This window comes from Actinophytocola glycyrrhizae, from assembly GCF_042653545.1.
Lineage (GTDB): Bacteria > Actinomycetota > Actinomycetes > Mycobacteriales > Pseudonocardiaceae > Actinophytocola > Actinophytocola glycyrrhizae.
Genome location: NZ_JBHSIS010000010.1, coordinates 122,448 through 143,893, shown reverse-complemented (window position 1 = coordinate 143,893; position 21,446 = coordinate 122,448). Strand labels below are relative to the sequence as shown.

The following is a 21,446-nucleotide window of genomic DNA, read 5'->3' as shown; positions in this document are numbered from 1 at the left end:
GTGCGAGGAGCGGTTGTGAGCAATCTCGAGCGGGTGCACCTGGTGGGTATCGGGGGCGCCGGGATGAGCGGCATCGCCAGGATCCTGCTCGACCGGGGCGCGCAGGTGTCGGGCTCCGACGCCAAGGAGTCCTCGACGCTGATGACGCTGCGGGCACAGGGCGCACGGGTCGCGGTCGGGCAGGCGGCGGCGAACCTGGACCTGTTCGACGGCGGCCCGACGGCGGTCGTGGTGTCCAGCGCCATCAAGCCGGAGAACCCCGAGCTGGTCGAGGCGAACGCGCGCGGGCTCGACGTGCTGCACCGGTCGGCCGCGCTGGCCGCGCTGATGGTGGGGCACCGCGTCGCCTGCGTCGCGGGCACGCACGGCAAGACGTCCACCACGTCCATGCTCACCGTCGCGTTGCAGCACTGCAGGCTGGACCCCTCGTTCGCGATCGGCGGCGACCTCAACGAGTCCGGCGCCAACGCCCACCACGGTGCCGGTGGCGTCTTCGTCGCGGAGGCCGACGAGAGCGACGGGTCGTTCCTGGCGTTCTCGCCGTCGGTCGCGGTCGTGACCAACGTGGAGGCCGACCACCTCGACCACCACGGCACGGTGGACGCCTACAACGCGGTGTTCGAGGCCTTCGTGGACCGCCTCGTCAGCAGCGATCCGGATGAGGGCGTGCTGATCGTCTGCGCCGACGACCCCGGTTCCGCCGCGCTGGGCCTGCTGGCGGAGAACAAGGGCGTGCGGGTGCGCCGCTACGGTCGCGCGGCCGCGGACGTGACCATGACCGCCTACGAGCCCGTCGACGGCGCGGGGGTGGCCAGGGTGCTGCTCGACGGGGCCGAGGTCGAGGTGCGGGTCGCGGTGCCGGGTGAGCACATGGCGCTCAACGCACTCGGCGCGATCATCGCGGGCCTGGAGCTCGGTGCCCCGCTCGATGGCCTGCTGGAGGGCATCGCGAGCTTCGGCGGCGTGCGGCGGCGGTTCGAGTTCAAGGGCCGCGCCGGTGGTGTGCGGGTGTACGACGACTACGCCCACCACCCGACCGAGGTCGCCGCGCAGCTGAGGGCCGCCCGCCCGGCCGCGCACGGCGGCAAGCTCGTGGTGATCTTCCAGCCGCACCTGTACTCGCGGACGAGGCTGTTCGCGAAGGAGTTCGGCGAGGCGCTCGGCCTTGCCGACGAGGTCGTCGTCCTGGACGTGTACGGCGCCCGCGAACAGCCGGAGCCGGGGGTGAACGGGCAGCTCGTCGTGGACAACGTGCCGCTGCCCGCCGGGCAGGTCCGGTTCGAGTCGTCGTTCGAGCGGGTGCCGGAGCTGGTGGCTTCGCTGGCCGGCGAGGGCGACCTGGTGCTGACGATGGGCGCGGGTGACGTGACCATGCTGGGCCGCGAGCTGATCGCCGAGCTGGACCGCCGGGTCCGGGCCTGATGCCGGGCACGGCCAGGGGTGGCGACCGCGCCCGTCGCGGCACGTCGAGGAACACCCGTGGCCGTCGCTCGGACGGCGAGGGCACCGGCGGGTCGGGGAGCCGGGGGCGGCGTGGTGCCGAGGACCGGGCCGAGACCGACGCCACGGAACGTGCCGGCACCGCCCGCACGCGTGGCGCCGAGGGCACGGCACGGACGGGCGCCACCCGCACGGCCCGCACACGGGCCGGTGCCGCCGCCGCGCGCCGGGCACGCGGCCGGGCCGAGCCCGGCGCCCGCGCCACCCGCGACTCCAGCCGCACGCTCACCAGGCGGCGGCCGCGCACCACCAGGCGCACCGAGGCGGGCGGACCCACCCGCAGCCGCTACCTCGCCCGCCGGTGGATGGCCGTGCTGGTCGTGCTCAGCGTGGTCGCGGTCGCCTACCTGGTGATGTTCACGTCGTTGCTCGGTGTGCGGTCGGTCGAGGTCGTCGGCACCAGGGAGATCGCGAAGGACGACGTGCTCGAGGCGGCCGCCATCGAGCACGGCACGCCCATGGTCCGCCTGGACGCCGACGAGGCCGCCGCGCGGGTGGCGAAGCTGTCCAGGGTGTTCGAGGTCGTCGTGGAACGCTCCTGGCCGAGCACGGTCGAGATCATCGTCACCGAGCGGGTGCCGGTCGCCGTCCGCAAGGTGGGCGCGGAGCTGCACCTGATCGACGTGACCGGCCTCGACTACGCGATCGTCAAGACCCCGCCGCCCGGCCTGCCCACCCTGGCCATGGACGACGTCCGCCCGGGCAACCCCGCCACCAGGGCCGCGGTCACCGTTCTGCGTTCCCTGCCGAAGCAGTTGCGGACCCACGTCGTCGCGGTCAGCGCGGCGACCCCCGGCGACGTGCGCCTCACCCTCGCCGACGGCCGGGTCGTCAGGTGGGGCAGCGACCGCGACAACGAACGCAAGGCCGCCGTCCTGGCCCCGCTGCTGACCCGGCCCGGCAAGACCTACGACGTCGCCACCCCGGACTTCCCCACGGTGGCCGGGTAATCCGGTCGGGATCGCCGGCCGGCTGCGGCACACTGCGCGACATGACATCGACCGACACCAGAACGGAACCGCCCAGGGTCGCGCCGGAACGCGAGCAGCTCGGCGGGTTCCTCGACTACCTCCGCGGCACCGTCGTCATGAAGGCCGCCGGTCTCACCGACGAACAGGCCCGCCGCGCGCTGGTGCCGTCCGAGCTGACCACGGTCGCAGGCCTGCTGGCCCACCTGACCTACGTGGAGCAGTACTGGTTCGGCGTGCTCTTCGACGGCCGACCCGACGAGTGGAACGACCGCTTCGAGCTGGACCCGGACGCCGAGTTCAGCGCCGGCATGGTGACCCCGCTGCCCGAGCTGATCGAGAACTACGAGCGGGAGTGCGCCGGCAGCAGGGCGGTCGCCGCGAAGCTCGACCTCGACGCGACCGCGACGCACAAGGGCGAACCCGTCAACCTCCGCTGGGTCCTGATCCATATGATTGAGGAGACCGGGCGTCACGCCGGTCATCTGGACCTGCTCCGCGAGCTGCTGGACGGCAGCACCGGTGAGTAGTCAAGGGTGAAAGGTGCGGACAAGACCGCAACTACACGGCGTGGCGGCTGGAAACGGGAACGGTCCATGCCTACCGTCCTGATTCGACGTCAGCGCTTGACATAACTCCAAGTCTCTCGTAGAGGTTCAGGGTTTAGGTCTCGCGTCTGTCTCGGGGAACAGAGCACAAGGCTTCAGATCAGGAAGGCGGTCCGATGACGCCCCCGCACAACTACCTGGCGGTGATCAAGGTCGTCGGAATCGGCGGCGGTGGGGTCAACGCTGTCAACCGCATGATCGAGGTCGGCCTCAAGGGTGTCGAGTTCATCGCGGTCAACACCGACGCACAGGCACTGCTGATGTCCGACGCCGACGTGAAACTCGACATCGGCCGTGAACTGACCCGTGGCCTCGGCGCGGGTGCCAACCCGGAGGTCGGCCACAAGGCCGCCGAGGACCACCGCGAGGAGATCGAGGAAGTCCTCAAGGGTGCCGACATGGTGTTCGTCACCGCGGGTGAGGGTGGTGGCACCGGCACCGGCGGCGCGCCGGTCGTGGCGTCGATCGCCCGCAAGCTGGGCGCGTTGACCATAGGGGTCGTAACGCGGCCGTTCGCCTTCGAGGGCAAGCGGCGCGCGAAGCAGGCAGAGGACGGGATCACCGAACTCCGCAACGAGTGCGACACCCTCATCGTGATTCCCAACGACCGGTTGCTGCAGCTCGGCGACGTCGGCGTCTCGCTGATGGACGCGTTCCGTTCCGCGGACGAGGTGCTGCTGTCCGGTGTCCAGGGCATCACCGACCTGATCACCACGCCGGGGCTGATCAACCTGGACTTCGCCGACGTCAAGAGCGTCATGTCCGGCGCGGGCAGCGCCCTCATGGGCATCGGCTCGGCACGCGGCGAGGGCCGCGCGGTGCAGGCCGCGCAGAAGGCGATCAACTCGCCCCTGCTGGAGGCGTCCATGGACGGGGCCCACGGCGTCCTGCTCGCCATCGCGGGTGGCTCCGACCTCGGCCTGTTCGAGATCAACGAGTCCGCCTCGCTGGTGCAGGAGGCCGCGCACCCGGAGGCCAACATCATCTTCGGGACGGTGATCGACGACTCCCTCGGCGACGAGGTCCGGGTCACGGTCATCGCCGCCGGGTTCGACAGCGGCACGCCGACACACAAGAAGCTCGACCCGACCATGGTCGGCTCCCGCACCACCGGCACGGCCTCGGCCCAGTCCGGCGAGGTGACCAGGCCGGCACCGGAGCGCCAGGAGCCACAGGAACAGCAGCAGCGGCAGCAGCCCACCCCGGCGCCGACCCCGCAGCCGCAGCAGCACCACACGCAGCAGCAGTACCCGGGGCAGCAGAACAACCCGCCGCAGGCAGGCGCCACGTCCGGCGACCCGGCATCGAGCACGCCGCAGACGGCCCCGCCACCCAGGCAGGCCGCGGTCGGCTACTCGAACCCGATGGGCAGCGCGGGCGTCCCGCCCACGGCGTCGCCCCGGCCCCGTGCCACGGGCACCACGGGCAGCCTGCCGCCGCGTGCGGTGCCGGTGACCGACGAGCCCGACGACGACGGGGTGGACGTCCCGCCGTTCATGCGGCGGTAGGTTCTCCGCCGCACCGACCGTTGACCCGGAACCGGGGCCGTCACGCCGAGCGCGTGGCGGCCCCGGTTCGTGTGTCACGGCGATCCGGTTGGATGGCGGGGCAAGCAGTCACGAACTCCACCCGGAGGAGACACATTGCACATCAGGCGAGTGGTGACGACGCGGGCGGGCGGGCGGTCGAAGCCGCCGTACGAGTCGTTCAACCTCGGTGGCGGCGTCGGCGACGACCCGGTGGCGGTCGCCGCCAACCGGGCACGTCTCGCCGACGAACTCGGGCTTGGCAGGGACCGGCTCGTCTGGATGGAACAGGTCCACGGCCGCAACGCCGAGGTCGTCGACGGCCCGCGTGCCGCGGCCGTCGAGGCCACCGACGCGATCGTCACCGCGGAACCGAACCTCGCGCTCGTCGCGCTGTGCGCCGACTGCGTGCCGGTCCTGCTCGCCGACCCGGAGGCGGGTGTCGTCGGCGCGGCCCACGCGGGCCGGGTCGGTGCCCGCGTCGGCGTGATCCCGGCCGCGCTCACCGCCATGGAGAAGGCGGGCGCGAGCATCGACCGGGTGGAGGTGCTGCTCGGCCCGGCCGCGTGCGGGGAGTGCTACGAGGTCCCGGCCGCCATGCAGGCCGACGTCGAGGCACACCTGCCGGGCAGCGCTTCCAAGACCCGCAAGGGCACCCCGGGCCTCGACATCCGCGCCGGGCTCTGGCAGCAGCTCGCCGACGCGGGGGTCGCCAAGATCGGGATCGATCCCCGGTGCACCATCGAGGACAAAACCCTGTTCAGTCACCGCAGGGAAGGCACCACTGGGCGATTGGCCGCGCTCACGTGGCTCGACCCGGCGGACGCGTCATGAGCGATCGGCGGAACGAGATCGAGTCGGCGCTCCTGGCTGTCCGGGAACGGATCGCGACTGCCTGCCGGGCCGCCGGGCGCGCGGACGACACCGTTCGGCTCATCGCGGTCACGAAGACGTTCCCGGCTTCGGACGCCGTGCTGCTGACCGACCTCGGCGTCACCGACCTCGGCGAGAACCGCGAGCAGGAAGCCGGTCCGAAGGTCGCTGACCTGCGAGAACTCCGGCCGGACGCGACCGTGCGGTGGCACATGCTCGGCAGGCTGCAGCGCAACAAGGCCCGTGCCGTCGCCCGCTGGGCGGCCGAGATCCAGTCCGTCGACTCGGACCGGCTGGCCGACGCGCTGGACAAGGCGGTCCGCAACGCGCGGGAGGCGGGGGACCGGTCCACGGCCCTCGACGTTCTGGTCCAGGTGAGCGTCGACAGCGACCCGGCACGCGGCGGAGCGCCGCTCGACACGCTGATGCCGCTCGCCGATCACGTCGCCCGTTCGAGTGAATTGCGGTTGCGTGGCCTGATGGCTGTGGCCCCGCTCACCATGACGCCGGACGAGGCATTCGAGCGCCTCGCGCGAGCCGCCGATCGCCTGCGTGAAGATCATCCGGCGGCCACGGAACTGTCCGCGGGGATGACCGGTGATCTTGAATCGGCCGTTACCCACGGTTCTACCTGCGTGCGTGTCGGAACCGCGATCCTGGGTACCCGTGGCCTAGCCTCGCCATAACACGTTCCGGTAATCGCACGCATCCGAGGGCAGGGATATGGGCACGCTGCAGAAGCTGAAGGCCTACTTCGGCATGGTCCCTGCCGACGAGTACGACGGCTATGACCTCGATGACCTGGACGAATACGGTGACGACTACGGCGAGCGCGGTCCACACGGCCGCGGCTACCGGCGTCCCGAGTACCTCAACGACGATGACGACTACGACCCCTACGCCGAGCCGCCACGCAGGCGTGGGTTCGGCCGCCGCGCCGACGACGCGCGGTACGAGGACGGGTATGAGACCGAGCTCTCCGCACGCGCCGACTTCCCGGCCCGCGCTGGTGGCCGCGGTCGTCCCGCCTGGTCGACCGACGCGCCGACCCAGGGCGCGCTTGCCGTGGAGCCACGCCCGGCGCCTCGGCCGCTGCCGCGTCCCGAGCCCGCCGCCAAGTCGAGTACCGGGGGGTACCCCATGGGGCGGATCGTGACCGTGCACCCGACGGGCTTCGCGGACGCGCGCACCATCGGTGAGCACTACCGGGACGGCACCCCGGTGATCATCAACCTCACCGAGCTGGAGGACGCCGACGCGCGCCGCCTCGTCGACTTCGCGGCGGGTCTGGTGTTCGCCATGCGCGGCTCGATGGACAAGGTCACCAACAAGGTGTTCTTGATCTCACCCCCCAATCAGGACCCGACTGCCGAGGACAAAAGGCGCATAGCGGAGGGCGGGTTGCTCAACCGGCAGTGAGAGATGGCAGAGTTGACACGTGGATCCCGTGCGGCTTGTCTTGTATTGGGTACTGTTCGTCTTCTGGCTGTTCCTGACCGCGCGAGTCGTGGTGGAGCTTGTCCGAGCGTTCTCGAGGGAGTGGCGCCCGGCCGGCGGGGTTGCGGTAACGCTGGAGACCATCTACACAGTGACCGATCCTCCGGTCCGCTTGGTCCGTCGGTTGATACCGATGGTCAGGATCGGAGGCGTAGGGCTGGACCTATCGATTATGGTGCTGCTGTTGGTCGTGTTCATACTGATGCGACTGGCCTATCCCGGGTAGTTGGGGATCCCGGGTGGAAAGGCAGCCCCTGAGTGCGTGAGGTGATCAGATGTCGTTGACCCCCGCTGACGTGCATAACGTCGCGTTCAGCAAGCCTCCCATTGGCAAGCGGGGCTACAACGAGGACGAGGTGGACGCCTTCCTTGACCTGGTCGAGGTTGAGCTCTCCCGCCTGATCGAGGAGAACAACGACCTGCGTGCGCAGGTCGAGCAGCTCGACGCACAGCTCGAGTCGGCCCGTGCCGACATCGAGGACGCGCGCTCGGTCACACCCGCGCCGCAGCGTGTCGAGGAGCCGCGCAGGCTCACGCCCGTGCCACCGCCGAGCGCGCTGGAGCAGACGTCCCCCGGCTCGGCCGGTGGCGATCATCACGTCCAGGCCGCGAAGGTGCTCGGGCTCGCGCAGGAGATGGCGGACCGGCTCACCGGTGAGGCCAAGGCGGAGTCCGACGGCATGCTCTCCGAGGCGCGGACCAAGTCCGAGCAGTTGCTGTCCGAGGCCCGTGCCAAGTCGGACACGATGATCAACGAGGCACGCACCCGTGCCGAGACGATGCTCAACGACGCGCGCACCCGTGCCGAGACCCTCGAGCGTTCGGCCCGTGACAAGGCCACGACGCTGGAGCGCGAGGCACAGCGGCAGCACGCCGAGGTGCTCGGTCAGGTGCAGGCGGAGCGCACGGCGCTCGAGAAGAAGATCGACGAACTGCGCACCTTCGAGCGCGAGTACCGCACCAGGCTGAAGACGTTCCTGGAGTCGAGCCTGCGTGAGCTGGGCGACCGCGGCTCCGCCGCGCCGACCACCGGTTCGTCGTCCTCGGAGAACAGCCGGTCGTCCGGGCAGCAGGGCTATGCGTTCGGCCCGCGGGCCGAAGCCGGCTGAGCCCGCGACCGGATCCGAACGACCTGACTGACCAGTGCTGTACATAGTCCTGGCGCTGGTGGTGGCCGCCTTCGGGCTGCTCATCGCCGCGCTGACCACGGCCAACACGCTGTGGGCGTGGATCTCCGTCGTGGTGAGCGTCGTGGCGGCTGCTCTGCTGGTCACCGACTGGCTGAGCGGCCGACGCAAGGCGCGTGCGAACGAGTCGGCGAAACCGACGGTCGTCACCGTGGGTGGCACCCGTCGCGACGACCGGCCCACTGACGTCGACGACTCCGACGACGTTGCCGACGACGTCGTCGTCAACGATGACGACGACCACATCGGCCCGCCTGCCGAGCCGGCGCCCTTCGACGAGGGACCGCCGCCCCCGGTGGTGGCCGCGCCGCCGGAGTCCGACGCCGAGGCGACCAGCCACCTCGAGCCGGTCGTGGTGCGGGACCCGGTGGACGACTCCGGGGAGCCGGACGAGGAGCCGACCGACGCGAGCGATCTGCTGGTCGTCGCGGGCCTGAGCGTCGAGGTGCGTGTCGTCGACGAACACCCCCGCTACCACCTGGCGACCTGCACCTGGCTCGGCCCGCGCGCGACCATCCCGATCGCCGTGTCCGAGGCCCGCCAGCTCGGCTTCACCCCGTGCGCCCGCTGTGGTCCGGACGCGATCCTCGCCGCGCGGCACCGGGCCGCGCGTTAACCGGCTTGCGTGCTCTGGCATCCTTGAAGTACAGGCGTCGAACCGGCCATCACCGGGGAGCCTCCGGAAGAACGGGCCCGCTGGGCCTCACTAGAACCGGACGGGCCGGCCCGTCACAGCCGATGAACGAGAGGTCGGCGCGCACGTGCGCCGGCAAGCGGGGTGGTACCGCGGCGTCACGTCGTCCCCGTGTGGCAGCACACACGCGATCACACGACGGATGGACCACGAGGACCCGATGGCATACCCCAAGGCGCAGCTCGGCTCTGATCGCGGAGTAGCCGCGCAGCCCTCCTTCCCGAACCTCGAGCTGGCCGTGCTCGGCTACTGGGAGACCGACCGCACGTTCGTCGCGTCGGTCGACGCGCGGCCGACCGGTGAGAACGGCGCGAACGAGTTCGTCTTCTACGACGGCCCGCCCTTCGCCAACGGCCTCCCGCACTACGGCCACCTGCTCACCGGCTACGTCAAGGACGTCGTGCCGCGCTACCAGACGATGCGCGGCAAGCACGTCGAGCGCCGGTTCGGCTGGGACACCCACGGCCTGCCCGCCGAGTTCGAGGCGGAGCAGCAGCTCGGCATCAAGACCAAGGCCGAGATCGAGGAGATGGGTGTCGCCGAGTTCAACGAGGCGTGCCGCACCTCGGTGCTGCGGTACACCGACCAGTGGCGCGACTACGTGACCCGCCAGGCCCGCTGGGTCGACTTCGACAACGACTACAAGACGCTCGACCTGGACTTCATGGAAAGCGTCATGTGGGCCTTCAAGTCCCTGTGGGACAAGGGCCTGGTGTACGAGGGCCACCGCGTCCTCTGGTACTGCTGGCGCTGCGAGACGCCGCTGTCCAACACCGAGACGAAGATGGACGACGTCTACCGCGACCGGCAGGACCCGGCGGTCACCGTCGGTCTCCGGCTCGAGACCGGCGAGCTGGCGCTCATCTGGACGACCACGCCGTGGACGCTGCCGTCGAACCTGGCGATGGCGGTCAACCCCGACGTCGACTACGTGACCGTCGAGGCGAACGGCGAGCGCTACGTGCTTGCCGAGGCACGCGTGGCCGCGTACGCCCGCGAGCTGGGGGAGGAGCCGCCGGTCGTCGCCCGCCACAAGGGTGCCGACCTGCTGGGCCGCAGGTACACGCCGCCGTTCGACTTCTTCGCGGGGGCCGAGAACGCGCACCGGATCCTCGCCGCCGACTACGTCACCACCGAGGACGGCACGGGCATCGTGCACATCGCCCCCGCCTACGGTGAGGAGGACAAGGTCGTCACCGACGCGGCGGGCATCACGCCGGTCACGCCGGTCGACGCGCACGGCCGCTTCGACACCACCGTGCCGCCGTACGAGGGCATGCACGTCCTCAACGAGGCAAACGGCCAGATCATCAGGGACCTGAAGGCGGCGGGGAAGCTGCTGCGGCAGGAGACCTACGACCACGCGTACCCGCACTGCTGGCGCTGCGGCAACCCGCTGATCCAGCGCGCCGTGACGTCGTGGTTCGTGGCCGTGACCAAGTTCCGCGACCGGATGGTCGAGCTGAACCAGCAGATCAACTGGGTGCCGGGCCACGTGCGGGACGGCCAGTTCGGCAAGTGGCTGGAGAACGCGCGCGACTGGTCGATCTCCCGCAACCGGTTCTGGGGCAGCCCGATCCCGGTGTGGGTGTCGGACAACCCCGAGTACCCGCGCGTGGACGTCTACGGCTCGCTGGACGAGCTGGAGCGCGACTTCGGCGTGCGCCCGACGGACCTGCACCGCCCGTACATCGACGAGCTGACCCGGCCGAACCCGGACGACCCGACGGGCGAGTCGACGATGCGCAGGACCCCCGAGGTCCTGGACTGCTGGTTCGAGTCCGGCTCGATGCCCTACGCCCAGGTGCACTACCCGTTCGAGAACCGCGAGTGGTTCGAACACCACTACCCCGGCGACTTCATCGTCGAGTACAACGGCCAGACCCGCGGCTGGTTCTACACCATGCACGTCCTGGCCACGGCCCTGTTCGACCGCCCGGCGTTCCGCAACTGCGTGGCACACGGCATCGTCCTTGGCGACGACGGCCAGAAGATGTCGAAGAGCCGGAAGAACTACCCGGACGTCAACGAGGTCTTCTCCCGCGACGGCAGCGACGCCATGCGCTGGTTCCTGATGGCCTCCCCGATCCTGCGCGGCGGTGACCTGGTGGTCACCGAGCGCGGCATCCGCGACGCGGTGCGCCAGGCGGTGCTTCCGCTGTGGAACACGTGGTACTTCCTGGCGTTGTACGCGAACGCGGAAGGCGTGGAAGGCACGTGCCGCACGGACTCGAAGCACGTGCTCGACCGCTATGTGCTGGCGAAGACGCAGGAGCTGGTCGTCGACACGAGGGCCGCCCTCGACGTGTACGACCTGTCGGGCGCCTGCGCGGGCGTGCGCGAGTACCTGGAGGCGCTGACCAACTGGTACGTCCGCCGCTCGCGGGACCGCTTCTGGGCTGGCGACAAGGACGCCGTCGACACGCTGCACACGGTGCTGGAGGTCGTGTCCAGGGTCGTGGCCCCGCTGCTGCCACTCACGGCGGAAGCGGTGTGGCGTGGGCTGACAGGTGAGCGTTCGGTGCACCTGGCGGACTGGCCGTCGGACTCGCTGCTGCCCGCGGACCCGGCGCTGGTGACGGCGATGGACCGCGTGCGGCAGGTGTGCTCGGCCGCGCTGGCACTGCGCAAGTCGAACAAGCTGCGCGTCCGCCTGCCACTGGCGAACCTGACGGTGGCCGCGGAGGACGCGGAGTCGCTGGAGCCGTTCACCGACCTGATCGCCGACGAGGTCAACGTCAAGCACGTCGACCTGACCACGGACGTGGCGGCACACGGCCACTTCGAGCTGGTCGTCAACGCCCGCGCGTGCGGCCCGAGGCTGGGCGCGGACACCCAGAAGGTCATCCGCGCCGTGAAGGCGGGCGAGTGGACCACCCAGGGTGACACGGTCGTGGCGGCGGGCATCGACCTGCTGCCGGGCGAGTTCCAGCGCAGGCTGGTGGCGACCGACAAGGGCGCGACGGGCGAGCTGCCGAACTCGTCGGGCCTGGTCGTGCTGGACACGGCAACCACCCCGGACCTGGAAGCGGAAGGCATCGCCCGCGACATGGTCCGGGTGGTGCAACAGGCGAGAAGGGACGCGGACCTGGACGTGGCAGACCGCATCACGGCGACCATCCAGGCCCCGGACGAGGTGGTGGCGGCGGTCCGCGCCCACGAGGAGTTCCTGGCAGGTGAGACCCTGGCGACCGAGGTCACCTACGGCCCGGCAACCGGCTTCGAGGGCACGGTGGGCGAGGGCATCGAAGTAGCGGTCACGGTCACGAAGGCCTGAGAGCGGATGCCCTGAAGGTCCCTTCTGGACGGTCGATGTCCCGGAGGGACCTTCAGGGCTGGGGAGCCACGGTGCGATTCACCATCCGCGTCAAGCCCGGTGCCAGGAAGGAAGCCGTGGGTGGCCGGCACGGTGAAGCGCTGGTCGTGGCCGTCCAGGCGCCGCCGGTGGAGGGCAAGGCCAACGAAGCGGTCCGCAGGGCGCTGGCGAAAGCCTTCGGTGTCCGCAAGCAGGACGTGGTGATCGTCGCGGGAGAGAAAGGCAGGGACAAGGTCGTCGAACTGCCCGACGACCAGGCCCGCCTGGAAGAACTTCTCAGAGACTGAGCCCGCGGCCGCGGGCGTTCAGTCCTGTGTGGAGCGCACCGGCCCCGGCGACGTCACCGGCCGCGTGGTGCCGCTGCTGGGGAGCGCGGTCACGCGGTGAGTGTCCACACGGCGTTCGCGATCGCGTCGGTGTTGTGGTCGAGCGCGGTCTCGTCGATGTTGTCGAGCGTGTCGCAGGCGCGGTGGTAGCACGGGTCGAACGCCTCCCCGGCCGTGCCGCCCCACTTGGCCGCCTGGGCGCTGGACTTCGTCTTCTCGGCGCCGGTGAACGTGCCGCCGGTCGGGATGCCGGCCCGTGCGAACGCTGCGTGGTCGGACCGCCCGCCCACCTCGACCGGCTCGGTCTGCACGCCTGCCGCGACGAAGTAGTCCGCCAGCACCTTCTCGATCTGCTCGGAACCGGGTGGCTGGCTGGCGGACGCGTACACGAAGTAGCCGGGGTTCGGTGAGCCGATCATGTCGAAGTTGACGTAGCCGGTGATCTTCGCGAGCTCGGTGCTCGCCAGGCTCTCGACGTAGTGGGTCGATCCGACGAGCCCCAGCTCCTCCGCGCCCCACCAGGCGAACCGCAGGTGCTTCGCGGGCCGCAGGTTCTGCTCGGCGACGGTCAGCGCCACCTCGAGCAGCCCGGCCGAGCCGGAGCCGTTGTCGTTGATGCCCGGGCCCGCGCTGACGCTGTCGGCGTGGCCGCCGAACATCACCGTCGCGTTCTCGTCGCCACCCGGCCAGTCCGCGACCAGGTTGTAGCCGGTCGCGCCGTCGGCCCTGAACTCCTGGAGCGCGGTGGTGTACCCGGCCGCGTCGAGCCGCGCCCTGACGTAGTCCAGCCCGGCGCGGTAACCGGGCTGCCCGTGCGCCCGGTTGCCGCCGTTCTCGTCCGCGATCCGCGACAGCTCGGCGAGGTGCGCCCGCACGTCCGCCACCGGGATGTCCGGACCCGCCTGCTGCGCGACGACGTCCAGCGGCGCGCGGCGCTCCGGTGCGGCGCCCGCGGTGGCACACGCGGTGGCGGTCGCGCACAGCAGTGCCACGACGGCGGTGACTCGGCGAGTGATCACGGCTACTCCCAGGGGTCGAAGGCCCTGTTCAGCGTGTCAGCCGACCGGTCGAGCCGGTAGGTTCGTTCGTCGGGATCTTTCCGGTGCGGCGGTCAGGAGGAAGGTGTGGCCCAGGAGCTCGCGGTGGTGCTCGGGGCCGTCGCCGCGGTCCTGTTGCTCGCCGTGCTCGCGGTGCGGGTGTCGGTGCGGCTGGGCTTCCCTTCGCTCGTGCTGTACCTCGCGATCGGCGTGCTGCTCGGCGAGGCGGGCATCGGCGTCGAGTTCGAGAGCGCGTCGCTCACCGAGGCGCTCGGGCTGGCCGCACTGGTCCTCATCCTCACCGAGGGTGGCCTGACCACCCGGTGGCCGGAGGTCAGGGCGTCGTTCTGGCCGGGCGCCGTGCTGTCCACCGTGGCCGTCGTGGTGAGCATCGCGGTCACCGGCACCGCGCTGCACCTGATCTTCGGTTTCGAGTGGCGGGTCGCGTTGCTGTGGGGCGCGGTACTCGCGTCCACCGACGCGGCCGCCGTGTTCAGCGTGCTGCGCAACATCTCCGTCGGCAAGCGGCTCGTCGGCGCGCTGGAGATCGAGTCCGGCATGAACGACGCCGCCGCCTATCTCGTGGTGGTGCTGCTGGCCTCCGGCAGCACCGCGACCTGGGTCGACCCGCTGATCGCCGGGTACCAGCTGGTGGTCGGCGGGCTGATCGGCGTCGGGCTTGGCTGGCTCGGTGGGCAGGCGCTGCGCCGCTCCGCACTGCCCGCGACCGGTCTCTATCCACTCGCGACGGTCGCGGTGCCGGTGCTGGCGTTCTCGGCCGGGTCGTTCGTGCACGCGTCCGGTCTGCTGGCCGCGTACTTCGCGGCGCTCGTGCTGGGCAACTCGAAGCTGCCGCACCGCAACGACACACTGTCGTTCGCCGAAGGGCTCGGCTGGCTGTCGCAGATCGGCCTGTTCGTCCTGCTCGGGCTGTTCATGTCGCCGAGCAGGCTGCTGGACGCGGTCGTGCCCGGCCTCGTCGCCGGCCTCGTGCTCACGTTCCTCGCGAGGCCGATCTCGGTCGCGGTGTCGCTGACCCCGTTCCGGGTGCCGTGGCGCGAACAGGCGTTCCTTTCGTGGGCCGGCCTGCGCGGCGCGGTGCCGATCGTGCTGGCGATGATCCCGATCACCGAGGGCCGGCCGGGCGCGGACAAGCTGGTGGACGCGGTGTTCGTGCTGGTCATCGTGCTGACGATCGTGCAGGGCAGCACCCTGCCGCTGGTGGCGCGGCTGCTCGGGCTCGCGAAGACGGGGGAGCCCAAACAGGTCGACGTGGACGCCGCGCCACTCGACGAGCTGGGCGCGGTCCTGCTCACGTTCACCGTGCCGGCCGGGTCGAAGATGCACGGCGTGTACCTGTCGGAGCTGCGCCTGCCGGTGGGCGCGACCGTGAGCCTGCTCGTCCGCGACGGCGTCGGGCACACCCCTGGCCTGTCGACGCGTGTGCAGGAACTCGACCAGCTCCTGGTCGTGGCCACCGAAGGGGTCCGCACGGCGACCGAACGCCGCATCCGCGCCGTCGACCGCGCCGGCCGCTTCGCCCGCTGGCGCGGCGAAACCGGCGAGGACTAGCCGTTTGTTTCCGTGAAGATCATGTGAAGTGGCTTTGGCGTACGAACCCGTCATCAGGCACGACCCCCACACCCCTGCGGGCGCCCGCGTGGGCGCCCCGATGCCGTGAAAGGCGCGTTCACGGCACAACCGGTGCCGTGAACGCGCCGTTCACGGCGCTGAGCGCCGTGAACGGCCCATTGACGGCATCGCGGAGGCCGTGAACGCGCCTTTCACGGCACCAATCCCGCGCCTACGCACCCCGACGGTGGCGTAAGGCGCGCCTCGGGGGGCTTGCTTCACGGCGCTCAGCGCCGTCAATGGGCCTTCAGGGCATTGCCGATGCCGTCAATCTTCTACGGTCAGTCGGTCAGCATGCTGATCTGGCGCATCTTGTTCGTCGCGTCGAGGGCGGCGACCTTGTACGACTCGGCCAGGGTCGGGTAGTTGAACACCGTGTCGACGAGGTAGTCGACGGTGCCGCCGCAGCCCATCACGGCCTGTCCGATGTGGACCAGCTCGGTCGCGTTGGTGCCGAAGACGTGCACGCCGAGCAGGGAGCGGTCCTCTGGCGACACCAGCAGTTTCAGCACCCCGTACGAGTCGCCGATGATCTGGCCGCGGGCCAGCTCCCGGTACCGGGACACGCCGACCTCGAACGGCACCCGCTGTTCGGTCAGCTCGTCCTCGGTGCGGCCGATGAAGCTGATCTCCGGGATGGTGTAGATGCCGATCGGCTGCAGTGCGTGCATCTCGTGCGCCGGTTCGCCGCACGCGTGGTGCGCGGCGAGCCTGCCCTGTTCCATCGACGTCGCGGCCAGCGCGGGGAAGCCGATCACGTCGCCGACCGCGTAGATGTTGTCCACCTCGGTGCGGAAGGCCGAGTCGACGGTGATGCGGCCGCGTTTGTCCGCGGTCAGCCCGGCGGCGGCCAGGTCCAGCCCCTCGGTCATGCCCTGCCGTCCCGCCGAGTACATCACCGTGTCGGCGGGGATCTTCTTGCCGCTCTCCAGGACGGCGACCGTGCCCTTCTCGTACCGCTCGACCGCGGTGACCGTCTCGCCGAACCGGAACGTCACCGCGAGGTCGCGCAGCTGGTACTTGAGCGCCTCGATGACCTCGGTGTCGCAGAACTCGAGCATCCGCGTCCGCTGCTCGATCACCGTCACCTTCGTGCCGAGCGCGGCGAACATCGACGCGTACTCGACGCCGATCACCCCGGCGCCGACCACGACCATGGACCGGGGGATCCGCTCCAGGCCCAGGATGCCGTCCGAGTCCACGATCGTGTGATCGTCGAAGTCCACAGTGGATGGCCGGGCCGGGCGGGTGCCGGTGGCGATCACGATCTTCTCTGCGGTGACCTTGCGCTCGTGCCCGCTGCCGTCGGACACCTGCACGGTGTGCCGGTCGAGGAACCGGCCGAGGCCGGGCAGCACGTCGACGCCGTTGCGGGCCAGCTGGCTGCGGATCACGTCCACCTCGCGATCGACCACGTGCGACGTCCGCGCGGTCAGGTCGCCGATCGTGATGTCCTCCTTGACCCGGTAGCTCTGTCCGTACAGCTCCCGCTGCGACATGCCCGTCAGGTACAGCACCGCCTCGCGCAACGTCTTCGACGGGATCGTGCCCGTCTGGATGCAGACGCCGCCGATCATGTTGCGTCGTTCGATCAGCGCGACCGACGCGCCGAGCTTCGCCGCGGCGATCGCCGCCTTCTGCCCGCCAGGACCGGACCCCAGCACGAGCACGTCGTAGTCAGCCATGCGGGCCAGTCTGGCAGGGTCACATCCGTTGGACAGCCGAACGGTCGATCGGCTACCTTTTCTTCACGAAGGTCATGAGTGCCAGCTGCAGGTGACACTGCGAAGCCCCGGCTTGCTGGCCGGCAACCCTCCAACCGCGGTGGGGTGCCCCGGGTGAGGACCAGGCCCTCCGCGAGGTGCGGACGGGCAAGCGCGGGCCCTGGGAGCGGGGTCCCCGACCCAGGAGGCACCCCGTCATGACGCTTGCCATTCCCCACGCCCGAGCCGCCGTCGAAGCGCCGAGCACGGACCTGCCGTCCGTCGCGGGCAGCGGGCTCACCGTGCCCCTCGCGAACGGCACGTGGGTCCAGTACGCCAACCTCGACCACGCCGCCAGCGCGCCGTGTCTCGACGCCGTGCGGGACGCGGTGAACGAGCTGCTTCCCTGGTACGCCAGCGTCCACCGCGGCGCCGGGTTCGCCTCGCAGGTGTCCACGAAGGTCTACGAGAAAGCCCGGCACGTGGTCCGCGGGTTCGTCGGCGCCTGCCGCACCGACGAGGTCGTGTTCACCCGCAACACCACCGACGCGCTGAACCTGCTCGCGAGGGCGCTGCCCGCGAACACGTCGGTGGTCGTGTTCGACACCGACCACCACGCCGCGCTGCTGCCGTGGCGCGGCCCGCACGTGTACCGCGTGACGCCGACCGCCAACGTCGAGCGCGACCTCGACGAGGCCCTTGCCGCGACCCCGGCCGGGCCCCGCCTCGTCGTGGTCACCGGCGCCGCGAACGTCACCGGCGAGCTGTGGCCGGTCGCTCGTCTCGCCGCCGTCGCCCGCCGCCACGGCGCCCGCGTCGCGCTCGACGCCGCCCAGCTCGCGCCGCACCGCCCGGTCGATGTGCGGGCCCTCGACGTCGACTACGTGGTGCTGTCCGGGCACAAGCTGTACGCCCCGTTCGGCGCCGGTGCGCTGGTCGGGCGCGCGGACTGGCTGCGTGCTGCCCACCCGTACCTCGCGGGCGGCGGCGCGAGCAGGCTGGTGTCCGAGCGCGCCGTCTCGTGGCACCACGGCCCGGAGCGGCACGAGGCCGGTTCGCCGAACGTGGTCGGCGCGTACGCGCTGGCGGTCGCCTGCCAGACGATCGGCCGCTCGTGGGACGCGGTGACCGCGCACGAGGAGGAGCTGCTCGACCGCCTGCGCACCGGGCTCGCGAGCATCCCCGGCGTGCGGCAGCTGTCGATCCTCGGCGCCGACGCGCCCCGGGTCGGCGTCGTCAGCTTCACCGTCGAGGGCCACGACCCCGGCCTGGTCGCCGCGTACCTGTCGGCCGAGTACGGCATCGGTGTGCGCGATGGCGCGTTCTGCGCGCACATCGCGGTGCGCAGGCTCACCGGCGACCGCGCGCTGCGGGCGAGCCTCGGTCTGGGCAGCACCGCCGAGCACGTCGATCGCCTGCTCACCGCGCTGCGGCGGCTGGTCACCGACGGCCCGGCCGGCCGGTACGAGCTGGTCGACGGCCGGTACGCGCCGGTCGAGGACACCCGTCCGCTACCGGCCTTCCTGACCGGCCTGTGAACAGGCCATGGACAATGGCCCGGTGAGCGGAGTGAACGATTCAACCCCGCGGCTGGTCGGAACCTTCGAGGACCAGTCGTGAAACCCGACGAGACCGGCGCCGAGCCGGACACCGCGGAACCGCCCACGGCGCCGCTGCCACCGAGGAAGGTGTGGCTCGTCGCGGCCGTCGCGCCGGTCGTGCTGGTCATCGACCAGGTCACCAAGCAGCTCGCGCTGGCCGGGCTCGAGCACGAGCCACCGGTCCGGGTCCTCGGCGGCCTGTTCCACCTGCAGATCGTGCGCAACCCGGGTGCCGCGTGGGGCATGGCCACCGGCATGACGTGGGTGCTGACGCTCATCGCGCTCGCCGTGGTCATCGGCATCGTCTGGGTGCTGCCGAAGCTGCGGTCCACGGGCTGGGCCATCGGGCTCGCGCTGGTGCTGGCCGGTGCGCTCGGCAACCTCCTCGACCGGTTCTTCCGCGCGCCGGGCGCGATGCACGGCCACGTCGTGGACTTCCTGTCGCCGTTCGCGCCGAACGGGGAGGCGTTCCCCGTGTTCAACATCGCCGACGCGGCGATCTGCGTCGGCGGCGCACTGATCGTGCTGATGGCGCTGCTGGGCCGCGACTACGACGGCCGCAGCACGGCCGACAAGAAGAGCGCCGACAAGAGCGCCGACAAGAGCAAGGACGACAAATGACCGCCCGTACTCTGCCCGTCCCGGACGGGCTCGACGGCATGCGCGTGGACGCCGGGCTCGCGAAGCTCCTCGGCCTGTCCCGCACCGCGGTCGCCGCCATCGCCGAGTCGGGTGACGTGCTGCTCGACGGCCGCGCCGCCGGCAAGTCGGACAAGCTGACCGCCGGTGCGTGGCTGGAGGTCACGATCCCGGAGCCGGAACGCGAGGACGGCGGCCCGGCACCGGCGATCGAGGTGCCCGGCATGTCGGTCATCCACGAGGACGACGAGATCGTGGTCGTGGACAAGCCGGTCGGCGTCGCCGCGCACCCGAGCCCCGGCTGGACCGGGACGACCGTGATCGGCGGGCTCGCCGCCGCGGGCGTGCGGGTGTCGACGTCCGGCGCCGCCGAGCGGCAGGGTGTCGTGCACCGGCTCGACGTCGGCACCACCGGCATCATGGTGGTGGCCAAGAGCGAGCACGCGTACACGGTGCTCAAGCGGGCGTTCAAGGAACGGACGGTCGACAAGGGGTACCACGCGCTCGTGCAGGGGCACCCGGACCCGTCGTCGGGCACCATCGACGCGCCGATCGACCGGCACCCCAAGCACGACTACAAGTTCGCCGTCGTCGCCGGTGGCAGGCCGAGCGTCACGCACTACGAGACGATCGAGGCGTTCCGCGCCGCGTCGCTCGTGGACATCAAGCTGGAGACCGGGCGCACACACCAGATCCGCGTGCACTTCTCCGCGCTGCGCCACCCGTGCGTCGGCGACATCGCCTACGGCGCGGATCCGACGCTGGCCAAGCGGCTGGGCATGGCACGCCAGTGGCTGCACGCGCGGCGGCTCGGGTTCCACCACCCGGCGGACGGGCAGTGGGTCGAGTTCACCAGCCAGTACCCGGAAGACCTGCAGAAGGCGTTGGACCGGCTGGCGGCCGAGAGCTGAAGTTCTCCACGTCGCGCCCGTTTTCGCGTACTTTGGTCGGCAACCAGCGAGGGTGGGGTGGTGCGAGTGCGCGACAGAGCCGATGGCGATCCGGTGGAGCACTTCCTCGAGGACGGCGTCGCGCCACCGGTGATCGGCGGCGGCCCCCCGGAGTCGCCGTTCGACATCGAACCGGACCCCGAGCCGCAAGGCCGCCACGGGCAGCAGCACGAACCGGGCTACCGGGCGCAGCGGCAGGAACCACCGACGTCACCGATCCCGGTCGTGCGCAACGTGCCGCGCGAGCAGGAGGAGCCGAAGCGCAGGTCGTGGGTCGCGAGGATGCTCCGATTACCCGGCAAGTAGATCAGTTCTCGACTGTCCAGGTGAGTGTGCGGGTCTCCTCGTCGGGGCGGGGGCTCCAGCGGACCGACGTGATCTCCGTGTGCTCCGGCACGACGTACACCGTGTGCCCGCCCTGCGTCTCGCCCGGCGGGACGCCGATCCGGTGCGGCGGCCGCGACGACAGCGACACCGGCGCCTTCGAGATCGTCTTGCCTTCCGGCGTCACCAGCACCAGGTACAGGTCCGGCAGCGACTGGAACGCCACGCTGCCCCGGTTGGTCAGCTCGGTGTGCACGACCACGGACCGCTCACCCTCCTGCAGCCGGTAACCGGCCGCCGTGAACAGGTAGTCCGCCGGGTCGACCACCTCGACGAGCGTGATCGACAGCCGCTCGCCCTCGAGCCCTTCGGTCTGCAACGCGGAACCGACCTTGCCCTGCCGCACGTCGGGTTCCGCCCGCTCCTGCCGGATCGTGGGCTGCGTCATGTCCTGAGGTGGCGCGTCGCCACGTGCCCACGTCGAGGTCTGCGGCGGACCCCACATGCTGATCGGCGCCTCGACCTGCGGCATCGGCTGGGCCTGCTGCTGCGGCTGGAGTTGCGGCACCTGCTGTTGCATCGGCGCGGGGAACGGCTGGCTCGGCGGCCCGGTCTGGGGCTGCGCGGGGAACGGCGCGCTGGGCGGGCCGGTGCGCGGCATCATCGGCTGCGGCACCGAGTGCGGCCCGGACGGCGGCCCGAGCAGACCGGGCTGTTGCTGTGGTTGTTGCTGCGGGTAGGGCGTCTGCATCGGCCCGGACGGCGGGTACTGCTGCTGCGGTTGCGGCTGCGAGTACGGGTTCTGCACGCCGTAGGGGGGTGAGGCGGCGGCCATCGCGGCGGCGGCGGCCGCTTGGGCCAGCCGCGCCTGGTCGCACTCGACGCCCACGAGCAGGGGCAACCCGGTCGCCGAGAGCGCGACGAGCCGCGAGGCCACCTCCCGGGGGTCCATTCCCACACGGGCGGCGACCTCGTGCACCGCTGCTCTGCCCATCTCGGCAACCACACCGAGGAGCCGGGCGTCAACCGGATCCGTCACGGCTCGCACGCTACCCCGTCCACTCG

Annotated in this window: 20 protein-coding genes and 1 riboswitch; of the genes, 17 read left to right on the top strand and 3 right to left on the bottom strand. The window is 71.0% G+C overall.

The window, feature by feature from the left end:
* From murC to ACFPCV_RS22285, 12 genes are all read left to right on the top strand, one after another.
* Positions 1 to 1,422 (top strand): UDP-N-acetylmuramate--L-alanine ligase, encoded by a 1,422-nt coding sequence (murC, locus tag ACFPCV_RS22340; protein ID WP_378058235.1) that lies wholly within the window; start codon positions 1 to 3, stop codon positions 1,420 to 1,422.
* Positions 1,422 to 2,450, top strand: a complete 1,029-nt coding sequence (locus tag ACFPCV_RS22335) for a cell division protein FtsQ/DivIB (RefSeq protein ID WP_378058234.1) — start codon at positions 1,422 to 1,424, stop codon at positions 2,448 to 2,450. The genes murC and ACFPCV_RS22335 overlap by 1 nt, the downstream gene beginning before the upstream one ends.
* 41 nt (positions 2,451 to 2,491) lie before the next feature.
* Entirely contained in the window at positions 2,492 to 2,998 is a 507-nt protein-coding gene (locus tag ACFPCV_RS22330) for a DinB family protein (RefSeq protein WP_378058233.1), read from the top strand.
* Between the two features lie 194 nt (positions 2,999 to 3,192).
* A complete protein-coding gene (gene ftsZ / locus ACFPCV_RS22325) occupies positions 3,193 to 4,584 on the top strand; it encodes a cell division protein FtsZ (protein WP_378058231.1) in 1,392 nt (463 codons plus the stop codon).
* A gap of 135 nt (positions 4,585 to 4,719) precedes the next feature.
* Positions 4,720 to 5,436 (top strand): peptidoglycan editing factor PgeF, encoded by a 717-nt coding sequence (pgeF, locus tag ACFPCV_RS22320; RefSeq protein ID WP_378058229.1) that lies wholly within the window; start codon positions 4,720 to 4,722, stop codon positions 5,434 to 5,436.
* A complete protein-coding gene (locus ACFPCV_RS22315; protein ID WP_378058228.1) occupies positions 5,433 to 6,161 on the top strand; it encodes a YggS family pyridoxal phosphate-dependent enzyme in 729 nt (242 codons plus the stop codon). The genes pgeF and ACFPCV_RS22315 overlap by 4 nt, the downstream gene beginning before the upstream one ends.
* 37 nt (positions 6,162 to 6,198) lie before the next feature.
* A complete protein-coding gene (locus ACFPCV_RS22310) occupies positions 6,199 to 6,894 on the top strand; it encodes a cell division protein SepF (protein ID WP_378058227.1) in 696 nt (231 codons plus the stop codon).
* Positions 6,895 to 6,913: 19 nt separating this feature from the next.
* The gene (locus ACFPCV_RS22305; protein ID WP_184814390.1) at positions 6,914 to 7,198 is read left to right on the top strand and encodes a YggT family protein; all 285 of its coding nucleotides are present in this window, start codon (positions 6,914 to 6,916) and stop codon (positions 7,196 to 7,198) included.
* Positions 7,199 to 7,247: 49 nt separating this feature from the next.
* Positions 7,248 to 8,081 (top strand): DivIVA-like cell division protein Wag31, encoded by an 834-nt coding sequence (wag31, locus tag ACFPCV_RS22300; RefSeq protein WP_378058226.1) that lies wholly within the window; start codon positions 7,248 to 7,250, stop codon positions 8,079 to 8,081.
* A gap of 34 nt (positions 8,082 to 8,115) precedes the next feature.
* Positions 8,116 to 8,775: a hypothetical protein gene (locus ACFPCV_RS22295; protein ID WP_378058225.1), complete on the top strand. Its 660-nt coding sequence runs from the start codon at positions 8,116 to 8,118 to the stop codon at positions 8,773 to 8,775.
* Between the two features lie 238 nt (positions 8,776 to 9,013).
* Positions 9,014 to 12,130 carry an isoleucine--tRNA ligase gene (ileS, locus tag ACFPCV_RS22290; protein WP_378058224.1) on the top strand — a complete coding sequence of 1,039 codons (3,117 nt, stop codon included), beginning with the start codon at positions 9,014 to 9,016 and terminating at the stop codon, positions 12,128 to 12,130.
* 71 nt (positions 12,131 to 12,201) lie between these two features.
* Entirely contained in the window at positions 12,202 to 12,456 is a 255-nt protein-coding gene (locus ACFPCV_RS22285; RefSeq protein WP_378058223.1) for a DUF167 domain-containing protein, read from the top strand.
* An 89-nt stretch (positions 12,457 to 12,545) separates the two neighbouring features.
* On the opposite strand, the gene ACFPCV_RS22280 is transcribed toward ACFPCV_RS22285, so the two are convergent.
* Positions 12,546 to 13,514, bottom strand: coding sequence for a M28 family metallopeptidase (locus ACFPCV_RS22280; protein ID WP_378058222.1), 969 nt, complete (start codon positions 13,512 to 13,514; stop codon positions 12,546 to 12,548).
* A 105-nt stretch (positions 13,515 to 13,619) separates the two neighbouring features.
* Here ACFPCV_RS22280 and ACFPCV_RS22275 point away from each other — a divergent pair, with 105 nt between their 5' ends.
* Complete coding sequence (locus ACFPCV_RS22275; RefSeq protein ID WP_378058221.1) at positions 13,620 to 15,104, top strand: potassium/proton antiporter; 1,485 nt, start codon at positions 13,620 to 13,622, stop codon at positions 15,102 to 15,104.
* Between the two features lie 341 nt (positions 15,105 to 15,445).
* On the opposite strand, the gene sthA is transcribed toward ACFPCV_RS22275, so the two are convergent.
* Positions 15,446 to 16,849, bottom strand: a complete 1,404-nt coding sequence (sthA, locus tag ACFPCV_RS22270; RefSeq protein WP_378058220.1) for a Si-specific NAD(P)(+) transhydrogenase — start codon at positions 16,847 to 16,849, stop codon at positions 15,446 to 15,448.
* Positions 16,850 to 16,919: 70 nt separating this feature from the next.
* Positions 16,920 to 17,048, top strand: a riboswitch (SAM riboswitch).
* A gap of 37 nt (positions 17,049 to 17,085) precedes the next feature.
* Between sthA and ACFPCV_RS22265 the strand changes: the two genes are divergently transcribed.
* The 4 genes from ACFPCV_RS22265 (at position 17,086) to ACFPCV_RS22250 (ending at position 20,363) form a co-directional block, all read left to right on the top strand.
* A complete protein-coding gene (locus ACFPCV_RS22265; RefSeq protein ID WP_378058219.1) occupies positions 17,086 to 18,405 on the top strand; it encodes an aminotransferase class V-fold PLP-dependent enzyme in 1,320 nt (439 codons plus the stop codon).
* Positions 18,406 to 18,483: 78 nt separating this feature from the next.
* Positions 18,484 to 19,089, top strand: coding sequence for a signal peptidase II (gene lspA, locus ACFPCV_RS22260; protein WP_378058218.1), 606 nt, complete (start codon positions 18,484 to 18,486; stop codon positions 19,087 to 19,089).
* On the top strand, positions 19,086 to 20,018 hold the full coding sequence (locus ACFPCV_RS22255) for an RluA family pseudouridine synthase (protein ID WP_378058217.1): 933 nt from the start codon (positions 19,086 to 19,088) through the stop codon (positions 20,016 to 20,018). Before lspA ends, ACFPCV_RS22255 begins: the two co-directional genes overlap by 4 nt.
* Before the next feature lie 66 nt (positions 20,019 to 20,084).
* Positions 20,085 to 20,363 (top strand): hypothetical protein, encoded by a 279-nt coding sequence (locus ACFPCV_RS22250; RefSeq protein WP_378058216.1) that lies wholly within the window; start codon positions 20,085 to 20,087, stop codon positions 20,361 to 20,363.
* A gap of 1 nt (position 20,364) precedes the next feature.
* Here ACFPCV_RS22250 and ACFPCV_RS22245 read toward each other — a convergent pair whose 3' ends face one another.
* Positions 20,365 to 21,420: an AsnC family protein gene (locus tag ACFPCV_RS22245; protein ID WP_378058215.1), complete on the bottom strand. Its 1,056-nt coding sequence runs from the start codon at positions 21,418 to 21,420 to the stop codon at positions 20,365 to 20,367.
* Positions 21,421 to 21,446: the final 26 nt, after the last annotated feature.

Coding starts and splice junctions, on each gene's coding strand:
- ACFPCV_RS22335 (WP_378058234.1), top strand. CDS start 1,422: ATGCCGGGCACGGCCAGGGGTGGCGACCGCGCCCGTCGCGGCACGTCG.
- ACFPCV_RS22330 (WP_378058233.1), top strand. CDS start 2,492: ATGACATCGACCGACACCAGAACGGAACCGCCCAGGGTCGCGCCGGAA.
- ftsZ (WP_378058231.1), top strand. CDS start 3,193: ATGACGCCCCCGCACAACTACCTGGCGGTGATCAAGGTCGTCGGAATC.
- ACFPCV_RS22315 (WP_378058228.1), top strand. CDS start 5,433: ATGAGCGATCGGCGGAACGAGATCGAGTCGGCGCTCCTGGCTGTCCGG.
- ACFPCV_RS22310 (WP_378058227.1), top strand. CDS start 6,199: ATGGGCACGCTGCAGAAGCTGAAGGCCTACTTCGGCATGGTCCCTGCC.
- wag31 (WP_378058226.1), top strand. CDS start 7,248: ATGTCGTTGACCCCCGCTGACGTGCATAACGTCGCGTTCAGCAAGCCT.
- ileS (WP_378058224.1), top strand. CDS start 9,014: ATGGCATACCCCAAGGCGCAGCTCGGCTCTGATCGCGGAGTAGCCGCG.
- sthA (WP_378058220.1), bottom strand. CDS start 16,849: ATGGCTGACTACGACGTGCTCGTGCTGGGGTCCGGTCCTGGCGGGCAG.
- ACFPCV_RS22265 (WP_378058219.1), top strand. CDS start 17,086: ATGACGCTTGCCATTCCCCACGCCCGAGCCGCCGTCGAAGCGCCGAGC.
- ACFPCV_RS22255 (WP_378058217.1), top strand. CDS start 19,086: ATGACCGCCCGTACTCTGCCCGTCCCGGACGGGCTCGACGGCATGCGC.